General features: G+C 71.4%; 17 protein-coding genes. 9 read left to right on the top strand and 8 right to left on the bottom strand.

The window, feature by feature from the left end:
• The first annotated feature begins 455 nt into the window (after positions 1 to 455).
• Together OG488_RS08625 and OG488_RS08630 are read left to right on the top strand one after the other, a co-directional pair.
• The gene (locus OG488_RS08625; protein ID WP_329227441.1) at positions 456 to 4,508 is read left to right on the top strand and encodes an SGNH/GDSL hydrolase family protein; all 4,053 of its coding nucleotides are present in this window, start codon (positions 456 to 458) and stop codon (positions 4,506 to 4,508) included.
• Between the two features lies 1 nt (position 4,509).
• The gene (locus OG488_RS08630; RefSeq protein ID WP_329227443.1) at positions 4,510 to 4,923 is read left to right on the top strand and encodes a hypothetical protein; all 414 of its coding nucleotides are present in this window, start codon (positions 4,510 to 4,512) and stop codon (positions 4,921 to 4,923) included.
• Between the two features lie 131 nt (positions 4,924 to 5,054).
• Here the strand turns inward: OG488_RS08630 and OG488_RS08635 are convergent, their stop codons facing one another.
• Positions 5,055 to 5,660 carry a DUF1349 domain-containing protein gene (locus OG488_RS08635; protein ID WP_329238520.1) on the bottom strand — a complete coding sequence of 202 codons (606 nt, stop codon included), beginning with the start codon at positions 5,658 to 5,660 and terminating at the stop codon, positions 5,055 to 5,057.
• An 8-nt stretch (positions 5,661 to 5,668) separates the two neighbouring features.
• Positions 5,669 to 7,189 (bottom strand): aldehyde dehydrogenase (NADP(+)), encoded by a 1,521-nt coding sequence (locus OG488_RS08640; RefSeq protein ID WP_329227445.1) that lies wholly within the window; start codon positions 7,187 to 7,189, stop codon positions 5,669 to 5,671.
• Positions 7,190 to 7,344: 155 nt separating this feature from the next.
• Between OG488_RS08640 and OG488_RS08645 the strand changes: the two genes are divergently transcribed.
• The 3 genes from OG488_RS08645 (at position 7,345) to OG488_RS08655 (ending at position 11,920) form a co-directional block, all read left to right on the top strand.
• On the top strand, positions 7,345 to 8,115 hold the full coding sequence (locus OG488_RS08645) for an IclR family transcriptional regulator (RefSeq protein ID WP_329227447.1): 771 nt from the start codon (positions 7,345 to 7,347) through the stop codon (positions 8,113 to 8,115).
• Between the two features lie 114 nt (positions 8,116 to 8,229).
• Complete coding sequence (locus tag OG488_RS08650) at positions 8,230 to 9,681, top strand: peptidoglycan D,D-transpeptidase FtsI family protein (RefSeq protein WP_329227449.1); 1,452 nt, start codon at positions 8,230 to 8,232, stop codon at positions 9,679 to 9,681.
• Positions 9,682 to 9,907: 226 nt separating this feature from the next.
• Entirely contained in the window at positions 9,908 to 11,920 is a 2,013-nt protein-coding gene (locus OG488_RS08655; RefSeq protein WP_329227451.1) for an Ig-like domain repeat protein, read from the top strand.
• Between the two features lie 97 nt (positions 11,921 to 12,017).
• Here OG488_RS08655 and OG488_RS08660 read toward each other — a convergent pair whose 3' ends face one another.
• Complete coding sequence (locus tag OG488_RS08660) at positions 12,018 to 13,529, bottom strand: NCS2 family permease (protein WP_329227453.1); 1,512 nt, start codon at positions 13,527 to 13,529, stop codon at positions 12,018 to 12,020.
• Positions 13,530 to 13,849: 320 nt separating this feature from the next.
• Between OG488_RS08660 and OG488_RS08665 the strand changes: the two genes are divergently transcribed.
• From OG488_RS08665 to OG488_RS08680, 4 genes are all read left to right on the top strand, one after another.
• Positions 13,850 to 14,422 carry a SigE family RNA polymerase sigma factor gene (locus OG488_RS08665; protein WP_329227455.1) on the top strand — a complete coding sequence of 191 codons (573 nt, stop codon included), beginning with the start codon at positions 13,850 to 13,852 and terminating at the stop codon, positions 14,420 to 14,422.
• Positions 14,422 to 15,132, top strand: coding sequence for a hypothetical protein (locus OG488_RS08670; protein ID WP_329227457.1), 711 nt, complete (start codon positions 14,422 to 14,424; stop codon positions 15,130 to 15,132). The genes OG488_RS08665 and OG488_RS08670 overlap by 1 nt, the downstream gene beginning before the upstream one ends.
• Before the next feature lie 152 nt (positions 15,133 to 15,284).
• Positions 15,285 to 16,118: a pectate lyase gene (locus tag OG488_RS08675; RefSeq protein WP_329227459.1), complete on the top strand. Its 834-nt coding sequence runs from the start codon at positions 15,285 to 15,287 to the stop codon at positions 16,116 to 16,118.
• Between the two features lie 164 nt (positions 16,119 to 16,282).
• Positions 16,283 to 17,215, top strand: coding sequence for a hypothetical protein (locus tag OG488_RS08680; protein WP_329227460.1), 933 nt, complete (start codon positions 16,283 to 16,285; stop codon positions 17,213 to 17,215).
• A 67-nt stretch (positions 17,216 to 17,282) separates the two neighbouring features.
• Here the strand turns inward: OG488_RS08680 and OG488_RS08685 are convergent, their stop codons facing one another.
• From OG488_RS08685 to OG488_RS08705, 5 genes are all read right to left on the bottom strand, one after another.
• Complete coding sequence (locus tag OG488_RS08685) at positions 17,283 to 18,371, bottom strand: dienelactone hydrolase family protein (protein ID WP_329227462.1); 1,089 nt, start codon at positions 18,369 to 18,371, stop codon at positions 17,283 to 17,285.
• Entirely contained in the window at positions 18,368 to 19,471 is a 1,104-nt protein-coding gene (locus OG488_RS08690; protein ID WP_329227464.1) for a pectinesterase family protein, read from the bottom strand. The genes OG488_RS08685 and OG488_RS08690 overlap by 4 nt, the downstream gene beginning before the upstream one ends.
• 107 nt (positions 19,472 to 19,578) lie before the next feature.
• Positions 19,579 to 20,907: a pectate lyase family protein gene (locus tag OG488_RS08695; RefSeq protein WP_329227465.1), complete on the bottom strand. Its 1,329-nt coding sequence runs from the start codon at positions 20,905 to 20,907 to the stop codon at positions 19,579 to 19,581.
• Positions 20,908 to 20,965: 58 nt separating this feature from the next.
• A complete protein-coding gene (locus tag OG488_RS08700; protein WP_329227467.1) occupies positions 20,966 to 21,793 on the bottom strand; it encodes a rhamnogalacturonan acetylesterase in 828 nt (275 codons plus the stop codon).
• A 140-nt stretch (positions 21,794 to 21,933) separates the two neighbouring features.
• On the bottom strand, positions 21,934 to 23,268 hold the full coding sequence (locus OG488_RS08705; protein ID WP_329227470.1) for an ABC transporter substrate-binding protein: 1,335 nt from the start codon (positions 23,266 to 23,268) through the stop codon (positions 21,934 to 21,936).
• Between the last annotated feature and the right edge of the window lie 159 nt (positions 23,269 to 23,427).

A 23,427-nucleotide genomic window follows, 5' to 3' on the forward strand; every position in this document is an offset into this window, starting at 1 on the left:
CCACTTCGGCCCGCGCGCGTCCATCCAGGTCGAGGGCTCGGCAGCGGCGTGCCGGTCGACGGTGAGGGCGTCACTTTCCAGCTGTGTCCAGCCGGTCGGACAACGGACCTTGCGTATGTTGCTCCTGCCGGAGGGGGCGCGAGTGACGCATGGGGTGGTTAAGGCTGGTGGGGCATGGCCGGGAAGGTGCGTTTCATCCCGTCGGTGCACCCTGACAGCGGCCTTGGACAAGGGTGTTCGGAGGGGTGAGCCCCAGCAGCCGTTCACCGGCGGCTGAGCACCCTCGCGTGGAAACCGGCTTCTCCGCAGCACTCGTCACAGCCATCACCGACCGGTGGGCCGTGCCCCCGCACACACCGACTCGTCGAAGGGCTCATCCCGTGCCATTGCTCAGACGTCCGGCGGGACGGCGCAGATCCGCCGGCCATGCCCGGACCACGGCCCACCTCATAGCCGTGTGTTCCCTCGCTCTGCTCGCCGGGACGCTCCCGGGCACCGCTCTGGCCGCCGGCTCCCCGCCGCCCGGTGCGGCGAACGGCTGGTCGGCGAAGACGTTCCGCGACGCCGCCGGTCAGGACGCACCCGACCGTGTTCCCGCCGCCGACCGCGAGAAGACCCTCGGGGCCGGGTACAAGGCCTCGAAGGACCGCGCGTGGACCACCTCCGGGGACGCCCGGGGATTCCACCTCATGGTGGCCGACGCCAAGGACGGCTACGCCTGGAAGACGGCCGCCACCCTGTCCGAGCCCGGATTCGAGGCGGATGCCTGGATCGGCAACGCCTGCGTGACCCGCTCCGGCAAGCGGGCGGCGGTCGCCTACGCGCCCCGCACCTTCACCAACAAGCCCGAGCTGATGGTCCGTGGTGCCTTCGCGGCGATCGTGGACCTGACGACCGGCAAGGTCACCAAGCTGGCGAACACGGCCTCGCTGGCCTATTTCTCCCCAGGCTGCGGATCAGGCGAGAAGACGGTCTTCACACAGCTCACCACCGACGGGGACAAGCAGTCCGGCACCCGGCTGATCAGCGTCGACGCCGCCAGTGGCAAGAGCGCCGCACCCCTGCACCTGGACGGCCAGGTCACGTCCGCCGTCCCCACCGGGCAGGGCATCGTCGCCGCCCACGGCAAGCGGCTGGTCCGTATCGGCGCCGACGGCGGTGAGAAGGAGATCGCCCGCACCCGTACGGTTCCCTTCCAGCTCCGCCCGGACCGGTCCGGCGGTGTCACGTTCATCGAGCGCCTTCCCGTCGCGGCCGGCGGCAAGAGTTCCGACGCGGCCGTCGAGAGCGCGGCCCGCCGGGTCAGTGCCACGCAGATCGGCCGGGGCGGGGCGACCCCCGCCACGCTGGCGCGGGGCCCGCTCACCGACTGGGACCTGTCCGCCGCCGCCGACGGCACGGTGTACGTCACGGGGAAGGCCAGGACCCGGGGCACGCTGCCGGACAGCGTGAAGAACCCCGGCACGCTGGCCAAGGACGACCGCATCTCCACCCTGTCCGACGCTGCCGTGGGCACCTCCTGGGTGCCCGACGCCGATTCCCCGGTCACCACCACGGGAACGAGCGACGAAGCACGGCCCGTGCGGACGCGGCTTCGCCTCCTGGACACGGGTGCCGAGGCCACTCTCGAAGCCCTGCCGGGCGGTACGCCCCTGGCGTCGGCGCAGATGGGAACGGGCGCCACCAGCTCACCGGCCCTGGCCGTCCGGTCCGGTACGGCGAAGTCCGGCGGTACGGCGAAGGTCGCCGCGGGCTCACCGTCCAACCCGGTGGAAGCCGAGCGGACGTGTGCCGTGCCCCGTAACGACCCGCGCAAGCAGGCGCTGCAGCCGACACCGCGCCAGGCGGAGTGGGCCGTGGACCAGGCGGTGATCGACGGTCTGTACATGTGGGTCAGCCGGCAGGCCAACTGGAACAACACCGGCATGTCCCCGTACACCCCGCAGACCCTCTTCCCGCTCCCCGTCCTCGCGGGGGACCCGAACGGGGTCGTCGACCGGGCGGACGAGTGGCACATCCCGGCGCAGATCCTGCTCGGTGTCACCGCGCAGGAGTCGAACATGTGGCAGGCCACCCGGACCGTGGTCCCGGGTGTCACCGGCAACTCCCTGATCGGCAACTTCTACGGGATCAAGTACTCCGCCGACGGCGACCAGGCCGATCCCTGGGCCGTCAACTGGGCCAAGGCCGACTGCGGCTACGGCATCACCCAGGTCACGGACGGCATGCGTCTGTCCGACACGACGCTGACGACCGCGCAGAAGGAGGCCGCGGCCCTCGACTACACGGCGAACATCGCGTACGGGGCGAGCATCCTCGCCTCGAAGTGGAACGACACCAGGGCCGCCGGCATGACCGTCAACGGCGGCAAGCCGAAGTACATCGAGAACTGGTTCTTCGCGCTGTGGGCCTACAACTCCGGCTTCCACCCGCAGTCCCAGGCCGGGAGCAACGGCGGCAAGTGGGGTGTGGGCTGGACCAACAACCCCGCCAACCCGCTGTGGAAGGAGAACCGCCTTCCGTTCCTGGAGAGCTCCAGCGGCGGTGACGACTACTCGCACGCGGCGACCCCGCAGTACTGGCCGTACCAGGAGAAGGTGATCGGCTGGGCCGCCCGCCCCATCTCGGCGATGTTCAAGCCGGGTGACATGCAGGCCGGTTACCGCGCCGCCTGGTGGAACAACAACGCGGCCCGCACGCGGGCGAAGCCGCCTAACATGATCTTCTGCACGGCGTCGAACGACTGCGACGACGACAAGATCCTCGACGGCTCGTCCAACCAGACCGGCAAGGGCCCGTGCCTGCTGCCCGGCGACCCGGACGAGACGAACCCGCTCTATCTCAAGTGCTGGTGGCACGAGTCGGTCAAGTGGAAGGACTGCGAGGCGGCCGCGGAGTGCGGCAACCCCGTGCACCGGTTCAACAACGCGGACTACCCGGAGCAGCCCGACGAGAACTCCTCGTACCCGCCGCGCTGTGCCTCCGCCTCCGGTAACCCGCCGTCGGGATCGCTGGTCATCGACGACGTCCCGAACGGAGTCACCCCGACAGGGCAGTCGGGCCATACGTGCGGTCAGGTGGCGTCCGCCGGCACGTTCGCGTTCGACTTCGCCGAGTCCAACGGCACCTATCCCGGCAAGATCGACCTGCACCAGATCGGAGCCGGCTACGGCGACCACTTCTGGTTCACCCACACCCGTAAGGCGACCGACACGGACGGCTCCCGGCTGCGGACGACCGGGACGTGGACCCTGGGCAAGAGCCTGAACCAGTGGTCCCGCATCATGGTCCACGTCCCGGACCACGGGGCCCACACCCAGCAGGCCGACTACGAGATCGACACGGGCTCCGGCTCGTTCACCCGTCACCGCTCCCTGGGCCAGGAACGCAAGGCCAACACCTGGGTCTCGCTCGGCACCTACAAGATCTCCGGCACTCCTCGGGTGAGGCTGGCCAGCACCACCCTGGACGGCACGGGGGACGAGGACGTGGCCTGGGACGCCGTGGCCTTCCAGCCGCTGGCCGCCAAGCCGAAGCACATCGTCGCGGTGCTGGGCGATTCCTTCACCTCCGGCGAGGGGGCGGGCTCCTACTCCCCCGAGAGCGACAAGGACCACGGCGAGGCCGGGTGGAACGCCTGCCGGCGCAGCGCCAACGCGTGGCCCCGCAAGCTGGTCCTGCCCGGCACCACCGAGTCGCTCGGCAAGATCGCCGACACCTGGGGCACCTCCGCCGAGCTGGGTTTCGTCGCCTGCTCGGGAGCGATGTCCAAGAACGTGGCGTACCAGCCGAACTACAACAACGACCCGCAGAATCACCTGGAGGGACAGTTCAAGGAGGTTCTGCAGACGGAATCCGGTGTTCTCAGTGACGACACGACCCTGGTCATGCTGACGCTCGGGGGCAACGACGAGGGCGGTTTCGCCTCCGCCATGCAGGAGTGCGGTGGGCTGGGTGACTGCTCCAGCGACTCGGACTTCCTGCCCGGGTACAAGGCGGTCGTGGACCGTATGACCGAGCGGGTGCAGGCCGCCCTGGAGGACGTCGCGACCAGGGCGTCCAACGCACGGATCGTCCTCATGGGCTATCCGGAACTGCTCAGCCGCTCGGTCAAGTGCGGCGGCTCGCTCTACTACGACATGACGGAAGTCAAGGCACTCGCGGAGCTGGTGAACTACGCCGACGACAAGCAGAAGGTGATGGTCGACGCGCTGCGTACGGGTACGTCCAAGCTCAAGGTCGACTACGCCGACCCCGTCAGTGCGTTCGTCGGTCACAGTGGCTGCGACGACCCCGAGTGGATCAACAAGTTCGTCCTCGGCCCCAACGGCGACGGCGACTTCCACCTGGGCGACGCGGCGGCCGTCCCGGCCTCCTGCCTGTGGGGCGCGCTGGGCGGCAAGTGCCTCAGCCGTGAGTCCTTCCACCCCAAGGACGCCGGCACCACCGGATACGCTGAGGTGATGCGGCTCCGTCTGAACGCGATCGGCTATACGGGAACGCCCTGACATGCCGGACGATTCCAGCAGGGGCACTCGCCTGTTCGCAGGCGGGTGCCCCTGCGCCGTCGTCATCGGGGGCATCGTGTTCGCAGCGGTCTGCCTGCTGCTCTCGGTGGCGGTGACAGGGTTCTTCGACCGTCCCGCGGAACCGGCCGGGAAACCGCCCGGCACGGCCGAGGCGACGAGGCACTACCTGGAGAGCTACGCCACCGACGGCGCCCTGACCGCCAAGGAGATCGCCTTCGCCGCCCGCGGCGGCCGGTGGGACCGGGAGACCGGCGACACCGCCCTGCGGATCACGGTCACCTACCCGCAGGACGGGGCCGGTTGCTACGTCTTCACCGTTCCGCTCCCGCTCGACACGCACACCCGGGTGGCCCTGCCCCGGCAGGGCGAGGGATGCGGGACGCCGGCCCGGTAGGAGACCGGTGCGGTTCGCCTGCCCGTCGGCGTCGGGTCGCGCCACCTCACGTCCGTCAAAGGCGATGAGGAAGCTGGGAAGGGCCCGGATCCTCCCGGATCCGGACCCTTCCCGTGTGCGGTTGCGGGGTGTCAGCCGCCGTCGCGCAGATCGCCGGGGCCGGTGGGCCGGAAGACGATCCGGTCGAACGACGCGGTGCACCCGTCGCCCGTGGGCGACTGGACGAGGAAGCCGATGCGGGCCGCCGCCCGCTCCTCCTCCGTGCCGAGGGTGAACACCCGGACGAAGGTCCACCGCTCGCCGTCCGCCGAGGCGTGGAAGGCGAAGCTGCTGCCGACGCGGCTGAGGCGCATCCAGTGGCTGTTGCCCTCCACGACGGCGGAGTTGACGTCGTCGGAGTGGCCCCGGGTGACCACGGTGCAGACCGTGGGGCGCTCCGGGGAGAGCTCCAGGCAGAGCTTCGCCCAGTCCCGCTCCCCGACGTGGAGGTAGAGGACCCCCGCGTCGAAGGCGGCGGCGAAGCCGACGTCCACCCGGGCGATCAGCTGGAAGTCGCCCTCGGGCGCCGCCCCCAGCAGGCGCGGCGCGTCGGAGGCGGACTCCAGGCTGTCGCCGCCGGGCGGGACGAAACGGTCCTGCTTCGCACCCGCCGATCCGGTCAGCACGCCGTCGGCGTAGGTCCACCCGCCGTCGGGCCCGACCGGGTCGAGGCCGAAGGGGAGTTCGGGGAGCTGCATCGCCGTCGTCACGCGCGCCGCCCGTCGACCCGTCGCGGGAGGTTCTGCGGGTTGTCCTCGCGGAGCTCCGGGGGCAGCAGGGCCTCGGGCGTCGACTGGTAGCTGACCGGGCGCAGCCAGCGTTCGATCGCGGTGGCGCCGACCGAGGTGGAGGTGGAGGTGGTGGCCGGGTAGGGGCCGCCGTGGTGCTGGGCGGGCGCGACGGCGACGCCGGTCGGCCATCCGTTGACCAGGACGCGTCCGGCCACCGGGGTGAGCTCGGAGAGGATCCCGGCGGCGCTGCCGTCGGCCTCCTCCGTGGCGATCTGGAGGGTGGCCGTGAGGTTGCCCGGCAGGCGGGAGAGCACCGCGGTGATCTCGTCCGGCGAGTCGTAGCGCGCGACGACGGTGACCGGCCCGAAGCACTCCTCCAGGAGTGCGTCGTGCGGACCCTCCTGGGCCAGGCGCTGGGCCGGCACGGTGAAGAAGCCCGGGGAGACCGTGTGTTCGCCGCCCGCGCCCGGGGTGACCGGGGCCTCGACGTCGGGGAGCTCGGCCCGTTCGGCCACTCCCCGCACGAAGGCGTCCCGCATCCGGTGGTCGAGCATGACCCCGGCGCCCGTACCGCTGACCGTCTCGGTCAGCGACTTGAGCAGTTGGTCGCCGGCCTCGCCCGAGGGGGCGAACACGAAGCCGGGCTTGGTGCAGAACTGTCCGGCGCCCATCGTCATCGAGCCGCCGAGTCCGGCGCCGATCTGCTCACCGCGCTCGGCGGCGGCCGCCTCGGTGACGACCACGGGGTTGAGCGAACCGAGCTCGCCGTGGAAGGGGATCGGGGTGGGCCGGGCCGCCGCCGCGTCGAAGAGGGCGCGGCCGCCACGGATCGAGCCGGTGAAACCGGCGGCGGAGACGAGCGGGTGCTTCACCAGCTCGACACCCGCGTCGAAGCCGTGGACCACGGTCAGGACGTCCTCGGGAAGGCCGTTCTGCGCGGCGGCCCTGCGCAGCAAGGAGGCGCAGATCTCCGAGGTCGCGGGGTGGTCGGGGTGCGCCTTGACGACGACGGGGCAGCCCGCGGCGAGCGCGCTCGCGGTGTCGCCGCCGGGGACGGAGAAGGCGAGCGGGAAGTTGCTGGCCGCGTAGACGGCGACGACGCCGAGCGGGATCTTGTAGCGGCGCAGGTCCGGCCAGGGCGGGGTCCGGCTGCCGTCCTCGTGGTCGATGTGGATGTCGAGGTAGGCGCCCTCGTCGACGACCTCGGCGAAGGCCCTCAGCTGGGCGGCCGTGCGCGCGAGTTCACCGGTCAGCCGGGCGGGGCCGAGCGCGGTCTCCGCGTCGGCCGCCTCGATGACGTGGTCCTTGGCCTCGGCGAGGAGGTCGGCCGCGGTGCGGAGGAACGCGGCACGCACGGTGCGGTCGGCCAGCGCCCCGCGGACGGCGTGCGCCGCCCGGACCGCGCGGTCGACCTCCTCCGCTGTAGCCTCCACCGCAACCTGCTCACGCGGGTTCCCCGTCCGGGGGTCGACGCTCCAGACTGGTGCTGCTGCCACCGTGATTCCTTCCGGTTCCACTGCCACACAGGAGAAGTTGTTCGGTATTCTGAACAGCGTTCCTGAACGTGAATACACAGGAACTCTATTTCCGGGCGCTCCGTGTTGGCAAGAAGTCGCAGGGTCGTACAAGAAGGCTGGAAGGGGCATAAGGGATGTCGGTTGGCGAGCCCGGTGGGGCACAGGTCAAGTCCGCGGTACGGACGGTGGAACTCCTCGAATACTTCGCGGGGCGCCCCGGGATGCACTCGCTGGCAGCTGTGCAGGAGGCCGTCGGCTACCCGAAGTCCAGCCTCTACATGCTGCTGCGCACCCTGGTGGAGCTCGGCTGGGTCGAGACCGACGCCACGGGCACCCGGTACGGGATCGGCGTGCGGGCCCTGCTGGTCGGCACCTCGTACATCGACGGCGACGAGGTCGTCGCCGCCGCCCGCCCCACCCTGGACCGGCTCTCCGACGACACCACGGAGACCATCCACCTGGCCCGGCTGGACGGGACGAACGTGGTGTACCTCGCCACCCGGCAGTCCCAGCACTACCTGCGCCCCTTCACCCGCGTGGGCCGCAGGCTGCCCGCCCACTCGACCTCGCTCGGCAAGGCGCTCCTGGCGACCCACAGCGACGAGCAGGTCCGCAAGATGCTGCCGGAGACCCTGCCGGCGCTGACCGAGCACACCCTCACCGACCGCGAGGCGCTGATCGAGGAGCTGCACGTCATCCGCGAGCAGGGATACGCGGTGGACCGCGAGGAGAACACCCTGGGGCTGCGCTGCTTCGGCGTCGCGATCCCGTACCGCACCCCCTCGCGCGACGCCATCAGCTGCTCGGTGCCGGTCGCCCGGCTCACCCCGGCGCACGAGCAGATGGTCAAGGACGCCCTGTTCGACGCCCGCGACCGGCTCACCCTCGCGACCCGCAGGCTCTGACCGCCCGGCACCGCCCGGGTCTCCCCGGGGGCCCGGTGCGGCGTGCCTGAGAAAGCGGTGAGAAGGAACACGAACGGGAACGCCCCAGGTGTCCCCGTTCGTCCCTCCAGCGGGATGAACAAGACGATCAGGCGCGCCTCGGTCTTCTGTCTGCTCATGGTCCTCGCCCTGCTGGTGCGGGCGACCTGGGTGCAGGCGTACGACGGCCGGGCGCTCGCAGACGACGAACACAACCGGCGGAACACGATCGCGCAGTACGCGCAGCCGCTCGGCGACATCATCGTGGCCGGCTCGCCGGTCACCGGTTCGAAGGAGACGGACGGCGACGACCTCCGCTACAAGCGCACCTACACCCAGGGCGATCTGTACGCGTCGGTCACCGGCTACAGCTCTCAGGCCTACGGGGCGACCCAGCTGGAGGGCATCTACAGCGATGTCCTCGACGGCACCGACGACCGGCTCAAGAACCCCACGGATCTGATCACCGGCAAGCAGACGTCCCCGGGCGACGTGATCACGACCATCGACCCGGGCGTCCAGAAGGCGGCCTACGAGGCGCTCGGCGACGACCGGGGCGCGGCCGTCGCGATGGACCCGGAGACCGGGCGGATCCTGGGCATGGTCTCCTCGCCCTCGTACGACCCCTCCGACATCAGCGGGACGGGGGACGCCGACGCCTGGCAGAAGCTGCTCGGCGACACGAGCAAGCCGCTGGTCAACCGGGCGCTGCGGCAGCCGCTGCCCCCCGGTTCGACGTTCAAGCTGGTGGTGGCCTCGGCCGCCCTGGAGAACGGCCTGTACGGCTCGGTCGACGAGGCCACGGACAGCCCCGATCCGTACACCCTGCCGGGCACGAGCACGGTCCTGTCCAACGAGAACCCTTCGGCGCCCTGCGAGAACGCCACGCTGCGCACCGCGCTCCAGTACTCCTGCAACAACGTGTTCGCGAAGGTCGCCGCCGATCTCGGCCAGGACAAGCTGAAGGCGATGGCGGACGCCTTCGGTTTCGACACGAAGGAGCTGGACGTGCCCGTGCGGGCGTCCGAGAGCGTGTACCCGAAGGACATGGACAAGGCGCAGACCGCGCTGACCGGCATCGGGCAGTTCGAGGTGACCGCCACCCCCATGCAGATGGCCATGGTCTCCGCGGCCCTCAGCAACGGCGGTGAGCTGGCCTCGCCGCACATGGTCTCCAAGGTGACGGACGCCGACGGCTCCGCGCTCCAGGAGTACCCGGACGGCGACACCGAGCGGGTCGTGAAGGAGTCGACGGCGGAGCAGCTGCGCAGTGCGATGGTCACCGTGGTGAACAAGGGGACCGGCAGCAACGCGAAGATCGACGGCGCCGAGGTGGGCGGCAAGACGGGGACCGCGCAGAACGGCGTGGACAACAGCAACACCCCGTACGCCTGGTTCACCTCGTACGCGAAGGACGACTCCACCGGCAAGCAGGTCGCGGTCGCGGTGGTCGTCGAGGACTCCGGAGCGGCCCGCTCCGAGGTCAGCGGCAACGGCCTGGCCGCGCCGATCGCGCAGAAGATGATGAAGGCGGCACTGAAGGGGTGAGTGACCGGGCACCCCCGGTGGTGAGTGACCGGGTGTCCGTGGACGAGTGACCGGGCGTGCGGGCGTCGCGGGGCCCGGATCCGGCCGCCGGGGACGTCCGGCACCGGACGGGGCACTTCCCCATGCCTCGCAGCGGTTAACCCGCTGCCCAACTGTCACAGGCATCACATACGCTGCGAGCCAGCGGGGGCGCTTACACACTTTCTTCACCCTGGGGGGTCTCATCATGGTGCGCAGACATAAGCACAGACGCACGCTCACCACCGCGACGGCGCTCGCGGTCCTCTTCAGCTCGGCGGCGCTGAGCGTCGGGGCGGCGGGCCCGGCCGCGGCCGACACCTCGAAGGTCCTCTCCCTGAAGTCCGCGGGAGACGTCGTGGTGGACGGCGTCCACCAGCGGGTCTACATATCGGACCCGACCGCCGGCCGGATCGTCGTCACCGACTACGCGGCGACCGTCGTCGCCACACTCACCGGCCTGTCCGGTGTGAACGGCCTCGAGCTCTCGCCGGACTCCGGCCGGCTGTACGCGGCCGTCACCGGCGGCAGCCGGATCATCGAGGTCGACACGCAGACGTACGCGCAGAGCGCGAGTTACGCCCTCGGCGGTCTCGACGGTGTCAGCACGCTCGCCCAGGCCGGCGGCAGGCTGTTCTTCGGTTACACCGCCGAGTACTCCGGCCGCATCGGCTCGCTGGACCTGTCGGGCCCCGAACCCGTCGTCGCACTCTCCCTGCAGAGCCCTCAGGGCTACAGCGGCTCCGTGGCCCCGGAGTTCGGTTCCGACCCGGCCGCTCCGGGCGTGCTGGCCGTCGGCGTGCAGGAGAGCGACGTCGTCGGCATCTACGACGTGACGGAGTCCGGGCTGACACTGCGCGTCAGCAAGTCGGTGGCCGGGAACCTCCGGGAACTGGACATCACCCCTGACGGCAAGGAGGTCGTGACCGCCAGCGGAGCGCCCTACGTGCACCCGGCGTTCTCGACGGCCGACCTCTCGCCGGTCGTGACCTACCAGTCGTCCGACTACCCCAATGCCGTGGACGTCGCCCCGGGCGGCGAGGTCGCCGGCGGCACCTTCTCCTGGTACGGGCCGGACGTCCACGTCTTCTCGCACGGCGACCCGGACCCGGTCCGGACCTTCGAGTTCCCCAACACGGGCAACTCCTCGGGCGGGGACACCCTCGTGCCGGGCGCCCTGGCCTGGGCTCCGGACAGCAGCCGGCTGTTCGCCGTGTCGGTGAACAGCGACGGCGTGTTCTCCCTGCGCGTCCTCGGCGACCCCGCGAAATCGCTCCCGGCGATCACGGTGAGCGCGCCCTCCAGCGCGACGCGCGCCAAGGCCCTGACGGTCACGGGCACGATCACCGCGAGTGTGGCGCTCCCCGCCGGGACACCGCTGACGGTGACACGCACCGACGTCGAATACCCCAAGGGCAGGACGCTGCCCGCCGTCGTCACCAGGACGGGCGGCGCGTTCTCCTTCTCCGACACCCCGTCGGCCGGCGGCAGCGTGACGTACAGGGTCGCGTACGCGGGCGACGCCACGCACGCCCCGGCGAGCGGCTCCGACACCGTCACCGTGTCACGGACCGCGGTCACCCTCACCCTGAACAACGACAAGAAGATCTTCTCGTACGGGAAGCCGGTCTCCTTCACCGCCGCCCTGGGCACGACGTACAAGAACCGCGCGGTGAAGATCTACGCCGACCGGGCCGGCGACGGCAAGGGCAAGTACCTGATCAAGTCGGGCACGGTGAACAGCACCGGCAAGCTCTCCGGCACCCTGAACATGTACCGGGACTCCTCGGTCTACGCCGTGTACGACGGTGACGCGCGGACCGCCGCGAAGACCGTGACGGTGTGGGCGGGTGGCCAGGCCAAGGTCGGCACGTCCATCTCCCGGCACTACAAGACGGGGAAGATCGGCTCGACGACGTACTCCTACGTCCACAAGACCTCGCAGCCGTACTTCAACACCACGATGAACCCCTACCCGGGCCGCAAGCAGCGGCTGGACATCCAGATGTACTACCAGGGTGCCTGGCGCAGTGGCGGCTCGGAGTACTTCACGCTGGACTCGCTCGGCAAGTCGGTCGTCAACCTGGGCAAGCCGGGGTCGAGTTCCGTCGGCTACAAGTTCCGGTTCCGGTCGGCGTACGTCAAGGGCGCCGGCTACTCGGGCGACGGCGTCAACTCGACGGCCTACGGCTCGTGGAAGTACATGTACGTCACCAACTGACGTCGCACGGCACACGCGGAGGCCCCGGCCCCGCACGACGACGCCGGCCTCCACGACCCGACCGGGTCGTGGAGGCCGGCGTCACGTGCGGCCCCGGTCAGCTCACCCCGAGGAGCTGCTCGACGGGGTTGATGGCGAAGTACACCGCGAACACGACCGCGGTGGCCCACAGCAGCCAGTGGACCTCCCTGGCCTTGCCGAGGACCGCCTTGATCACGACGTAGGCGACGAAGCCCGCGCCGATGCCGTTGGTCAGGGAATAGGTGAACGGCATCACGGCGATCGTGAGGAAGGCCGGGATGGCGACCTCGTACTTCTCCCAGTCGATGTGCCGCACCTGCGCCATCAGCAGGAAACCGACCGCGACCAGCGCGGGTGCCGCGGCCTGGGAGGGCACGATCGTGGCCAGCGGCGTGAGGAACAGCGCCACGGCGAAGAGGCCGCCGGTGACCAGCGAGGCGAAGCCCGTACGGGCGCCTTCGCCGACGCCCGCGGCGGACTCGACGTAGGACGTGGCGGAGGAGGCGGAGGCGGCGCCGCCCGCGACGGCCGCCGCGCCGTCGATGAGCAGGACCCGGCCCAGATGCGGCACCTTGCCGTCCTCGTCGAGGAGGCCGGCCTCCTGGGAGACGCCGAGCACGGTGCCCATGGTGTCGAAGAAGTCGCTCAGCAGCAGGGTGAAGACGAGCAGCACGAGGGTGACGACGCCGACGTGCTCGAACGCCCCGAAGAGGCTGAAGGAGCCGATCAGGCCGAAGTCCGGCGCGGCCACCAGGTCGTCCGGGACGGACGGCACGGTCAGGCCCCAGGCGGTGGGGGCGATGTCGGCGATCCCGTCGATGACGACCGCCACGACGGTGGTGACCACGATGCCGATGAGGATGGCGCCCTTCACCTTGCGGGCGAGCAGCGCGACGGTCAGCAGCACACCGAGGCAGAAGACCAGGACCGGCCAGCCGGAGAGCTGCCCGGTGGCACCGAGCTGGACGGGGACGGAGCCCGTGTCGCCGGGGATGCGGGTGACGAAGCCGGCGTCGACGAAGCCGATGAACGCGATGAAGAGCCCGATGCCGACGCCGATGGCCTGCTTCAGGGACGAGGGGATCGCGTGCATGATCGCCTCGCGCAGCCCGGTGACCACGAAGACGCAGATCAGCAGGCCCTCGATGACGATGAGCCCCATCGCGTCGGGCCAGCTCATCAGGGGCGCGATCTGGAAGGCGACGACGGCGTTGAGGCCGAGCCCCGCGGCGAGGGCGAGCGGCAGATTGCCGCCGACCCCCATGGCGACGGTCATCACCGCGGCCACCAGGGCGGTTGCGGTGACGAGTTGGGGACCCGAGAGGTGGTTGCCGAACTTGTCCTCGGCCGAGCCGAGGATGATCGGGTTGAGCACCAGGATGTAGGCCATCGTGAAGAAGGTGGCGAAGCCGCCGCGTATCTCGCGCCCGAAGTCCGAGCCGCGCGCGCTGATGGAGAAGAAGCGGTCGACCGCGCCGCGCGGCGCGCCCTTCGGCACCGCTCCGGGGGGCCCGGCGGCCCCCGTGGCCCCGGCCTCGTCGGTCCTGGGCGCGGGCACGGGCACGGTGGGATCGGATCTGTCCGGCATGGCACTCCTCCTTGTGTACGGATCACGGTGTACGGATCACGCGGCGGTCAGCCGGATTGTTCACCGGTCGCGGGGATTTCAGGTTTTCCCCGTGTTACGTCTTCCGCGGCGACGACCCCGTGTCCGGTCTCCGCACCGAGGGTTCCGGAACGGTCATCCGGCGCAAGGGGGTTCAGGTTTCCGCCGTGGTGCGCCTTACTGGAGGCGCACACGCGTCGAAGCGCTTCCGGGGACACGCATTGGTACGCTCTCGCCCCGCGAACGCAATTGGGAACGTACACAGTCCGCGCGCAGGGATCCCGTGCAGAGGAGAGGTACCCGTGGGCACAGTCCTGGATGATGCTGCTGCCGCCGAGTTCCGTGCGTTCTTCGAGGCGCACTACGCCGAACTCGCCCGGCTCGCCCATCTGTTGACGGGCGAGGCCGATGCGGCGGACGACCTGGCCGCCGACGCGCTCATGGCGCTCTGGCACCGCTGGGACCGGGTCAGGGGCGCCGACCACCCGGCGGCCTACGCGCGAGGGGTCGTCGCCAACCTGGCCCGTACCCGCATCCGCAGCGCCGTGCGGGAGCGCCGGAGGATCGCGCTGTTCTGGGCACCCCGTGGGTCCGGCGACGGCTGGGCGGCGGACGGGCCCGACGTGTCGGCGGTGGTCGACGTCCAGGGCGCCCTGCGGCGGCTGCCGTTCCGCAAGCGCGCGTGCGTGGTCCTGCGGCACGCCTTCGACCTGTCCGAGCGGGACACCGCTCTGGTCCTCGGGATATCGGTCGGTACGGTGAAGAGCCAGACCTCGCGCGGTGTGGCGGAACTCCAGCGGCTGCTCGGACCCGAGACCCCGGCGGCACAGGTACAGGTGGCGGTCGCCGGGCAGCGCACCGGGGGAAGGCAGTGATGGACGAGGACCTGCGGGAGCGGCTGCGCACGGCCGCCGCTTCGCACCGCCCCGACCGGGCGCGGATGCTGGCCCGGATCGAGCGCGGCATGTCGGAGGAACCGCCCGTACGCCCCACGCGCGCCCCGCGCTCTCCGATGCCGTGGCTGCGGGTCGCCGGGGCGACCGCGGCGGTCTGCGGGGTGCTGACGGCCGGCGCCTTCGCGGTCACGTCCGCGGGCCGGGAGGAACCGCGGGCCGGACAGCGGGTGGCCGCCGGCCCCACGTCGCACCGCCCCGAGTCCCCGCCCGCCGGCCGGGGCGCCGCGCTGCCCGCCGGCAGCGGCCCGCTGTGGTCGGACGGTTCGCTGAACCCGAACGGCAACGCCTACTGGGCGCAGAGCGAGGTGACGGTCAAGACGACCCGGCCGTTGACGGAGCTCACCGTGGAGCTGCGGATCGCTCTGAACGGCGGGGTGCACACCACCGGTTCCTGGCGCTCCCTGCCGGAGAAGGACTTCGTGGCGTCGGCGACCGAGGAGGACGGCTTCCTCGTCTACCGCTGGACGCTCAGGCCGGGGCGGGGCGTGCCGACCGGTACGCACACCTTCGCCGGGCAGTACGACCACGCGGAGGGGTCCCGCGACACCGGACGGGACGACTACACGGCGCGGGGGCGCGCGACGGGCGGGCAGACCTCGGTGGGCGGCGACTTCGCGGAGACGCACTGAGCTCACCCCGCGGGGCGGCGGGTGGGGCGGGGGGCGTGCGAGGGGCCTCCACGGAAAAACAGATCCGGAACACGGCAACCCTTTCGCGGGCGGTGGCGACCCATGAGCGCGACACCATCCCCCCCACCCCCTAGGAAACGGGACCGACCAACATGAGCGAACGAGCGCACACGCATCGGCGCAGGCCCGGCAAGCGCCGCATGGCGGCCGCACTGACCGCCGCCCTGGGTCTCACCGGAGCCGCTCTGGCCACCAATGTCATGCTGCAGCCCGCGGGAGCGGCGACGGCCGCGGTGCCCGCCTGGCCCGGTGCCACCGGAACCCAGGCCGTCTCGAAGACCATCGAGGTCTCGGGGACGTACGACGGATCGCTGAAGCGCTTCTACGGGAGCGGCGACCTCGGCGGCGACGGCCAGGACGAAGGACAGGACCCGATCTTCAAGCTGGCCGACGGGGCGACGCTCAAGAACGTCATCCTGGGCTCACCCGCCGCCGACGGTGTCCACTGCTCCGGCAGCTGCACGATCCAGAACGTCTGGTGGGAGGACGTCGGCGAGGACGCCGCGTCCTTCAAGGGCACGTCGACCGGTTCCGTCTACACGGTGTACGGCGGCGGCGCGAGGAAGGCCTCGGACAAGGTCTTCCAGTTCAACGGCGCGGGCAAGCTGGTCATCACGAAGTTCCAGGTCACGGACTTCGGCAAGCTCGTCCGGTCCTGCGGCAACTGCTCCAAGCAGTACAAGCGCGACATCATCGTGAACGACGTCGACATCACGGCGCCGGGCACGTCCCTGGTCGGCATCAACACCAACTACGGGGACACCGCCGCGCTGCGTTCGGTGCGGATCCACGGCGACAGCAGCAAGAAGATCAAGCCCTGCGTCCGCTACACCGGCAACAACACGGGCGCCGAGCCGAAGGAGACGGGCAGCGGTCCGGACGGCACGTACTGCCGCTACACCGCGTCGGACCTCAGCTACGACTAGAGATCCGGCGGGCGTCCCCCGAGTGCGGTCCGCCCCCGCAGGCCCGGTGCCCCTGGCCTGCGGGGGCGGACGCGCGGCACCGGCGATTGCGTCATGGTTTCCCCCGGTCGACACTGGGACGTGAGGATCCTGCTCGGGGAACCTACCGAGGATGTGCGCACGCCATGCCCAGCTCCGACAGAGCCGGCCGCGAAGGCCGGGACCCGGACGCCGAGATCGTGGTCCCGGGGGACGACGGCCCCGATGATGGACCGTCAGATGTCTTCCTGGACGTTCCCTCCCTCCACGTGGACAAGCTGGAGTTGGAGGTCGACGACCTGGAGGCCCACGTCTCCCTCCAGGCGGAGGTGCTGGACCTCCTCAAACTGAACGTCGGAGCGGACGTGAGACTCGGACGGGTCCAGCTGGACATCGAGGGTGTGGACGTCCAGGCGCAGCTCAAGGTGCGGCTCCACCACATCGCCGCCATCGTCACCCGGCTGCTGGCCACGGTGGACCGCAACCCGCAGATCCTCGAACAGCTGACCCGCGGGGTGGGCGCGGCGGTCGAGGACGTCGGAGCCGGCACCGGCCGGGCCGCGGGCGAGCTGGGCGCGGGCGCCGGCGCGGCCGTGAGCGAGGTGGGCCGGGGAGCCGGGACCGCGGTCGAATCCGTCGGCAGCGGTGCGGGCGGCGCGGTGGAAGACATCGGCGAGGAAGCGGGCGCGGCCGTCGGGGACGTGGGCCGGAGCGCCGCGGACACGGTCGAGGAGGTCGGCGGGGACACCGGGGACCAGGACGGTGCGGAAGAGACGGAGAGGGCGTCCGAGCGCCCGGTCGCCCGCCGTCGGCGCCGGGCCCCGGAGGGTGACGACACCGCCCCGGACCGGCCACGCCGTCCGGCCCCCGCGAAGAGGACGAGCACGGCCAGGAAGAAGGCGTCCGGCGCCACGGCCCCGGAGAGCAGGAGGGCCTCCGGCAGGAAGCCCGTGAAGAAGACCGCGGCCAGGAAGGCGTCCTCGGCGGAGGCCGACGCGGAGAAGGAGGACGGCGTCCCTGGGCCGTCGAGGAGCAGGACCACGAAGAAGGCCGCGGCCCGGCCTCGGCGCCGGACGTAGCCGGGCGGGCGGCGCCCCGCAGGAGCCGGCCCGGACCGCCCGGACGCGTACGGTGCGAGGCGGCGTCTCAGGCCGGAGCCCTCAGCCACCTGTCGAACCACCCGTGGACGTCGTCCTGCATGGCACGGCTGAAGACATGCCCGGTGTCCGGCCACACCCTGGTGGTGAGGCGGTCGCCGGCCCCCTGCGACTCCCAGACCGCGCGCAGCTCGGCGTACGCCGCCTCCACCCCGGCCGCCGTGAAGAGGCCGTCCCGGCCACCGGCGTGGAACAGGGCGGGCTTCGGGGCGGCGAGGGACGCCACGTCGGGGATGTCGAGACGGCGGTGCAGCCCGGGATGGAGCATGAAGTACGCGGACTGGCCGCGCAGGGCGTCGTCGCCCGGGAGCATCATCTCCTTGAGCCCCGTCATCCAGCAGACGGCCGCCGCCGCGCGGACCCCGTCGGACAGGGCGGACAGCTGCCAGGCGCGGTAGGCGCCCATGGAGAAGCCCAGGGCGCCCACACGCCGTTCGTCCACCTCGGGCAGCGAGGCGAGGAAGTCCGCGGCGCGGATGTCCTCGTGGGCGGCGAGGCCCGCCGGCGAGGTGCCCAGCCGGAGGAGGTTGGCGGCCAGTGCCTGCTGGTCCTCGTAGGCGAGCGGTCCCCTGTCGCCCCAGCCCAGGGTGTCCACGGCCAGCACCGCGTACCCCCGGGCGGCCAGTTCGTCGCCGATGAACCGGCCCCCGTAGTAGCGGTCCGTCCACGCGGTGGCGAGCGTGAGGCGGTCCGGGTCCGACCACGGCCGTACGGTCTTCTCCCGGCCGATCCTGAACTCGGCCCCGTGGTCGTGCAGGACCAGCACCGCGGGGAACGGCCCCGTCCCGTGCGGCACCAGCAGGGAGCCGCGTGCCCTGCCGTACCGGCTGAGGGCGAACTCCACGGTGCGCGCCGTGTACGGGCCGCGTGCGTGCTCGTCGAGGGTCACCGGGTCGTAGGGCTCGGGGCCGGGGACCGCCGGCTGCAGCAGCGACTCCCCGGCCGCGGCGCGCCCCTCGGCGCGCCAGGCCGGGAAGTCACGGGTCGCGGAGCGCTCCCAGGAGAGCGGGAAGGTCAGTTCGTCCTTCAGCCGCCCGTAGAAGTCCGGGAGCACCCCGCGGGTGATCCCGAGCGTCATGCGGAGGGGCGCCAGTCGCCGAGGTGGCCGGCCGGGGTGTGCGCGCGGGCCTCGGCGGCGCTCAGCTGCGGGCGGTTGCCGGGGACGGTGACGCGCGCGCCGGGACCGGTGTTGCGGTACTCGGCGAAGCGCTGGTCCTGCCAGGGGAAGCCCGCGGACATCGTGCCGTACGGGGCCGCCGCGTCGATGCCCGCGCCGAGGTGGCTGTCGCGGACGGTCAGCATCGGGTGCGCGGTGAGGTCCGAGGAGGGCACCCAGGGGCGGGCCAGCTTGTAGAAGCCGTCGGGGGCGGTGCTCGTGACGCGGGAGCGCAGGACCAGGTAGCCGTGCGGGTTGGCTCCGGCGGTGCTGGGTGCGAAGACGAAGCCGTACGGCGCGGACGCCAGGTCGGTGCGGGTCAGGGTACGGAAGTGGCAGCGGTCGAAGACGGCGGTGGCACGGCCGAAGACGAAGTCGACGTCCCCCTCGACGTAGCAGTCGCGGTAGTACTGGCGGGCGAAGGCGGTGAGGGCGAGGGAGTCGGCGTACAGCGTGTCCTGGTGGCCGAGGAAGCGGCAGCCGAGGAACGCCGAGCGGTCGCCCTGCACCTTGATCGCGACGGCCTGGGTCCCGGTGTACTCCGGGTTGTCGGAGCGCAGCCAGTCGTTGGCGAAGGTCACGTCGCGGGCCGTGAAGTCCGCGGCCTGGACGGTGACGGAGGCGGATCCGCTGGTGCCCAGGGTGCCGGAGCCGTCGGGCTTCGGGGTTCCGGCGGCGTCGCCGTGGACGAGGACGGTGTCGCGCGGGTCGCCGCTCGCGCCGATCAGGGTGAGGCCGGTCCGGTCGGCGGGGACGGAGAGCTTCCCGCGGTAGGTGCCGGGGGCGATCACCAGGGTCCGGCCGGTGCCGGTGGCCGCGTCGAGCGCGGACCGTACGTCGGTGAAGTCGCCCCTGCCGTGCGGATCGACGTACAGCGTCAGGGCGTTCAGGCGGCGCGCCGGTGAGCCGTGGCGGCCGAAGGGGCGGGGGTGCGCGGGCCGGGCGTGGGCGGTGGGTGTGCCGAGGGCGAGGGCGGCGCCCGCACCCGCGAGCAGGGTCAGCGCGCTGCGTCTGCTGGGCATGGCGGTACTCCTTGCGAAGAGGTGCGAGGACAGGCGGGCCGGAGCGGCGCCTTCCGGGGTGGTGGAAGGGTGCGGTGCCGCTCCGGCCGGTTCGGGGTGGGGTGGGGTCAGCGGACCAGCGGCTTGCCGGCTCCCGCGCCGAGGCCCACCAGGAGCGGGACGGCGAGCGGGTGGACGACCCCGGTGCGCAGCGTCGGGGTCCAGCCGGCGCCCTCGGTGAGCTGCTCGGAGGGCACGCCCGCGTTGTGCACGGCGATCAGGTCGGTCTTCCGCCCGTTGACGTAGTTGTCCCCCGCCGTGAGGGAGGACTCGGACCACTTCTTGAGGATGGCCGCCTTGTCGAAGCCGGAGGGCACGGTGAACGCGTTGTGCTCGGCGACGAGCTTCGACTCGGCGCCGATGCCGTACGTGTAGCCGTAGGCGGCGCCCTTGCCCGCGACGAAGTGGTTGTTGTACGAGTCGACCTGGCCGAAGCGGACGCGGGGCGCGCGCTCCTTCACGTCCTTGAAGAGGTTGTGGTGCAGCGTCACGCGGAGCTTGCCCCGGTCGCTCGCCCCGGCGCCGTCGCTGTTGCCGATGAGCATGGTCTTGTCGTGGTCCTTGAGGACGTTCCACGACACGGTGACGAGGTCGGCGCCGCGCACGATGTCGAAGAGGCCGTCGTGCTGCTGGTACACCTGCCCGAAGTAGTGGGGCTGGTCGGCGTCGGGGCGGTCGCCGTCGCTGAAGGTGTTGTGGTCGACCCAGACGTGGCTGGAGCCGTAGACGACGAGGTTGTCGTACTCGGAGTTCCAGGCGCCCTGGTCACCGTCGGTGGGGTCCCACTGGGGGAAGCAGTCGTAGGTGTCCTCGAAGGAGATGTTGCGGATGATGACGTCGGAGACGTTCTTCACCTGGAGGCTGGCACCGATGATCGTGGCGTCCTTGCCGACACCGACGAGCGTGGTGTGGGACGGGACGTTCACGTTGACCGCGGCGGCCTGCAGCTTCGCGGACGCGGCACGGGCGTCCTCCAGCGGGCCCGAGGGGACCTCGTCCGTGCCCCAGACGGCCGGGTCGTAGGCGGCGAGGTACTTCTCCAGGGTGTAGCCGCCCTGCTGGTAGGCCTCGCAGCCGATCGGGGTGCCCGCGGCGTCCGAGTTGCCGTGGACGGTGCCGGCGATCCGGACGATCTTCGGTGCGTCCCCCGCGTCCTCGAAGGCGGCGATGAGCTCGGCCCGGTTGGTGACGGTGTAGACGTGCTCCGGGGTGGCGTCCGCGCCGCCCGTGGTGGAGCCGTCGGCGGAGGCCCAGCCGTCACCGGCCGGGAGCACGGAACGCTCGATGCCCCTGCCGTGGTGGGTGGTGGCCTGGGCGGGGACGCTCACCGCGAGGGCGAGCGAGGCGCTGCCCATCACCACGGCGATGGCGCGGACGTGTCTCATGCGTGCGGGCATGGCGGATCCCTAACTGTCGTACGGGGAAAGGAATGAAGGGGAATGCGGGGAGCGGGTGTCAGGCCTGCGGCCAGGTGATCCGGCTCCCGGGCACCGTCGCGTCGAGGCGGCGCAGCTCGCGCGGGGCGAGCACGCCCCCGTCCAGCAGCGCGCGGGCCGTCGTCCTGGCCACGTCGACGGCGCCGTCAGGCCGGAAGTGGGTGTTGTCCTGCTTGCCGTCGGGGTAGTTCGGCGACTCGCCGGGCTCCAGCCAGTTGAAGTACGCCCGGGTCCCGTCCGGGCCGAGTTCCTGCCACCGGGCGAGGGAGAGCGCCTGGACGTCGAGCAGGGCGACGCCCTCCTCGGACGCCAGGGCGCGCATCGCGGCGGGGTATTCCCCGTGGGTGGGCTTCGCCGTGCCGTCCTCGGCGAAGCGGCGGCGCTCGACCGGGGTGATCAGCACGGGCTCGGCGCGCCGGGCTCGGGCGCCCTCGAGGTACTGGCGCAGGTACTCCTGGTACGTGGTGTACGGGTCGGTGCCCCGGGCGGGGTCCTCGGTCTTCTCGTCGTTGTGCCCGAACTGGATGAGGACGAGATCGCCCGGACGGACGCCGTCCAGGAGGGCGGTGAGGCGCCCCTCGTCGATGAAGCTCTTGGAACTGCGGCCGTTCATCGCGTGGTTGGCGACGGTGAGGCCCTGTCCGAGGAAGAAGGGGAGGGCCATGCCCCAGCCGGTCTCGGGCGCGGCGTCGGCGTACTTCTGGGCCGCCGTGGAGTCGCCCGCGATGTGGAGCGTACGGGTCCGGGGCCGGTGCCCGCCGCCGCCGTGGGCGAGTGCGGGGGTGGCGCTCAGGGCGAGGGGCAGCGCGAGGAGCGCGGCCGCCGTCCGTCTGCGGGTGAGTGACACAGGATGACTGCCTCTCTCGGGGGACGACGTGAGGTGGTGCCCGGGGGGGGTGTACGGAGGTGGGGAACCGGCGGCGGGGTGCGACCCGGACCGCCGCCGGTCCCCCGGTCATGGGGGGCGTCCGCGAGGGGACGGCCGGGTCAGCCGTTGCCCAGTTCCTTCCACTCCTTCTGGGCGGCGTTCAGCTCGTCGGCCATCGCGTCCAGGAAGGCCTTGGCCGTGATCTTGCCGAGCAGCAGCTTCTGGAACTCGGGCTCGTTGTCCGCCTTGCTGATGTTGTTCCAGTCGGGCAGGTAGTACGGGAGGTCGACGATCTTGGTGGAGCCGTCGGTGAGCGCCTTCGCCGCGAGGGCGGTCGGCTCGGTCTCACCGATCCACGGGTCCTTGGCCGCCTCGGTGTTGGCGGGGATGGCGCCGGCGGACTCGTTCCACTTGCTGTTCGACTCGTGGGAGGCCGCGAACTCGATGAACTTCCAGGCCGCGTTCTTGTTGTTGCTGGACCGGAACAGGCCGAGGCCGTCGACGGGGTTCGAGACCTGGACGCGGGTGCCGCCCTCCCCGATGGGGGCGGGTATCCCGGCGAACTTGTCCTCGCCCAGCGCCTTCAGGTGGTCCTGGTAGGAGCCGAGGTTGTGGCTGAGCATCCCGATGGTGCCGGAGTCCCACTGGGCGACCATCTTGGTGAAGTCGTTGTTGACGTCGGCGGAGGGCGTCGTCTTCTTGAAGAGGGCGGCGTACTTCTCCAGCGCCGCGACGTTCTTCGGGTCGTTCAGGGTGGTCTTCTCGCCGTCCCAGAAGTCCGTGATGCCGGTCTGGCCGTACATCGCGTCGAGGGCCTGGGCGATGGAGCCCGCGCCACCGCGGATGGTGTAGCCGAACTTGTTCTTCTTGGCGTCCGTCAGCTTGTCGGCGGCCTCGTAGAACTTGGGCCAGGTGGTGGGCGCGTCCAGGCCGGCCTCCTCGAACAGGTCGGTGCGGTACCAGAGCGCCCCGTTGTTGGCGGAGGTCGGCACGGAGTACAGGTCGTCGCCCCGGCCGGCCGCGGCTCTGACGCTCTCGACCATGCCCTCGACGAGTTTGCCCTTCAGCGACGACCCGTCCAGCCGGTCGTTGACCGGTTCCAGGGCCTCCTGGGAGACCATGTTCGCCAGGTACGCGGTGCCGACGCCGCCCACGTCGGGCAGCCCGCCGCCCGCGATGGCCGTGTCGTACTTCGACTGGACGTCGGCGATCGGGATCGGGACGTACTTGACCTTGATGTCCGGGTTCTTCTTCTCGAAGTCCTTGATGATCTCGGTCCAGATCGCGGTGCGCGGGCCACCGTTGTTGTCCCAGAAGGTGATCTCGCCCTTCCCGCTGCCGTCCGTGCCGGAGTCGCTGCCGTCGTCGCCACAGCCGGTGGCCGCGAGGGCCAGGACCGCCGTGAGGGACACCGCGGTCGCGGCACGCCCCCGGAGCGTCTTCGAGATGTTCATGTCGGCTCTTCTCTCTCGGATCTGTACGCGTACGTGGGGGGAGGTCAGTGGTGTGCGCGGTGCGGCGCCGGGGTGCTCGGCCGCGCCGGACCGGCCCGGCCGGCGTGTCGTCCCGGCGGGTGTGCCGGACGCCCCCGTGGCAGCTGTTTCCGACGGCCA

The sequence above is a fragment of the Streptomyces sp. NBC_01460 genome, from assembly GCF_036227405.1.
GTDB lineage: Bacteria > Actinomycetota > Actinomycetes > Streptomycetales > Streptomycetaceae > Streptomyces.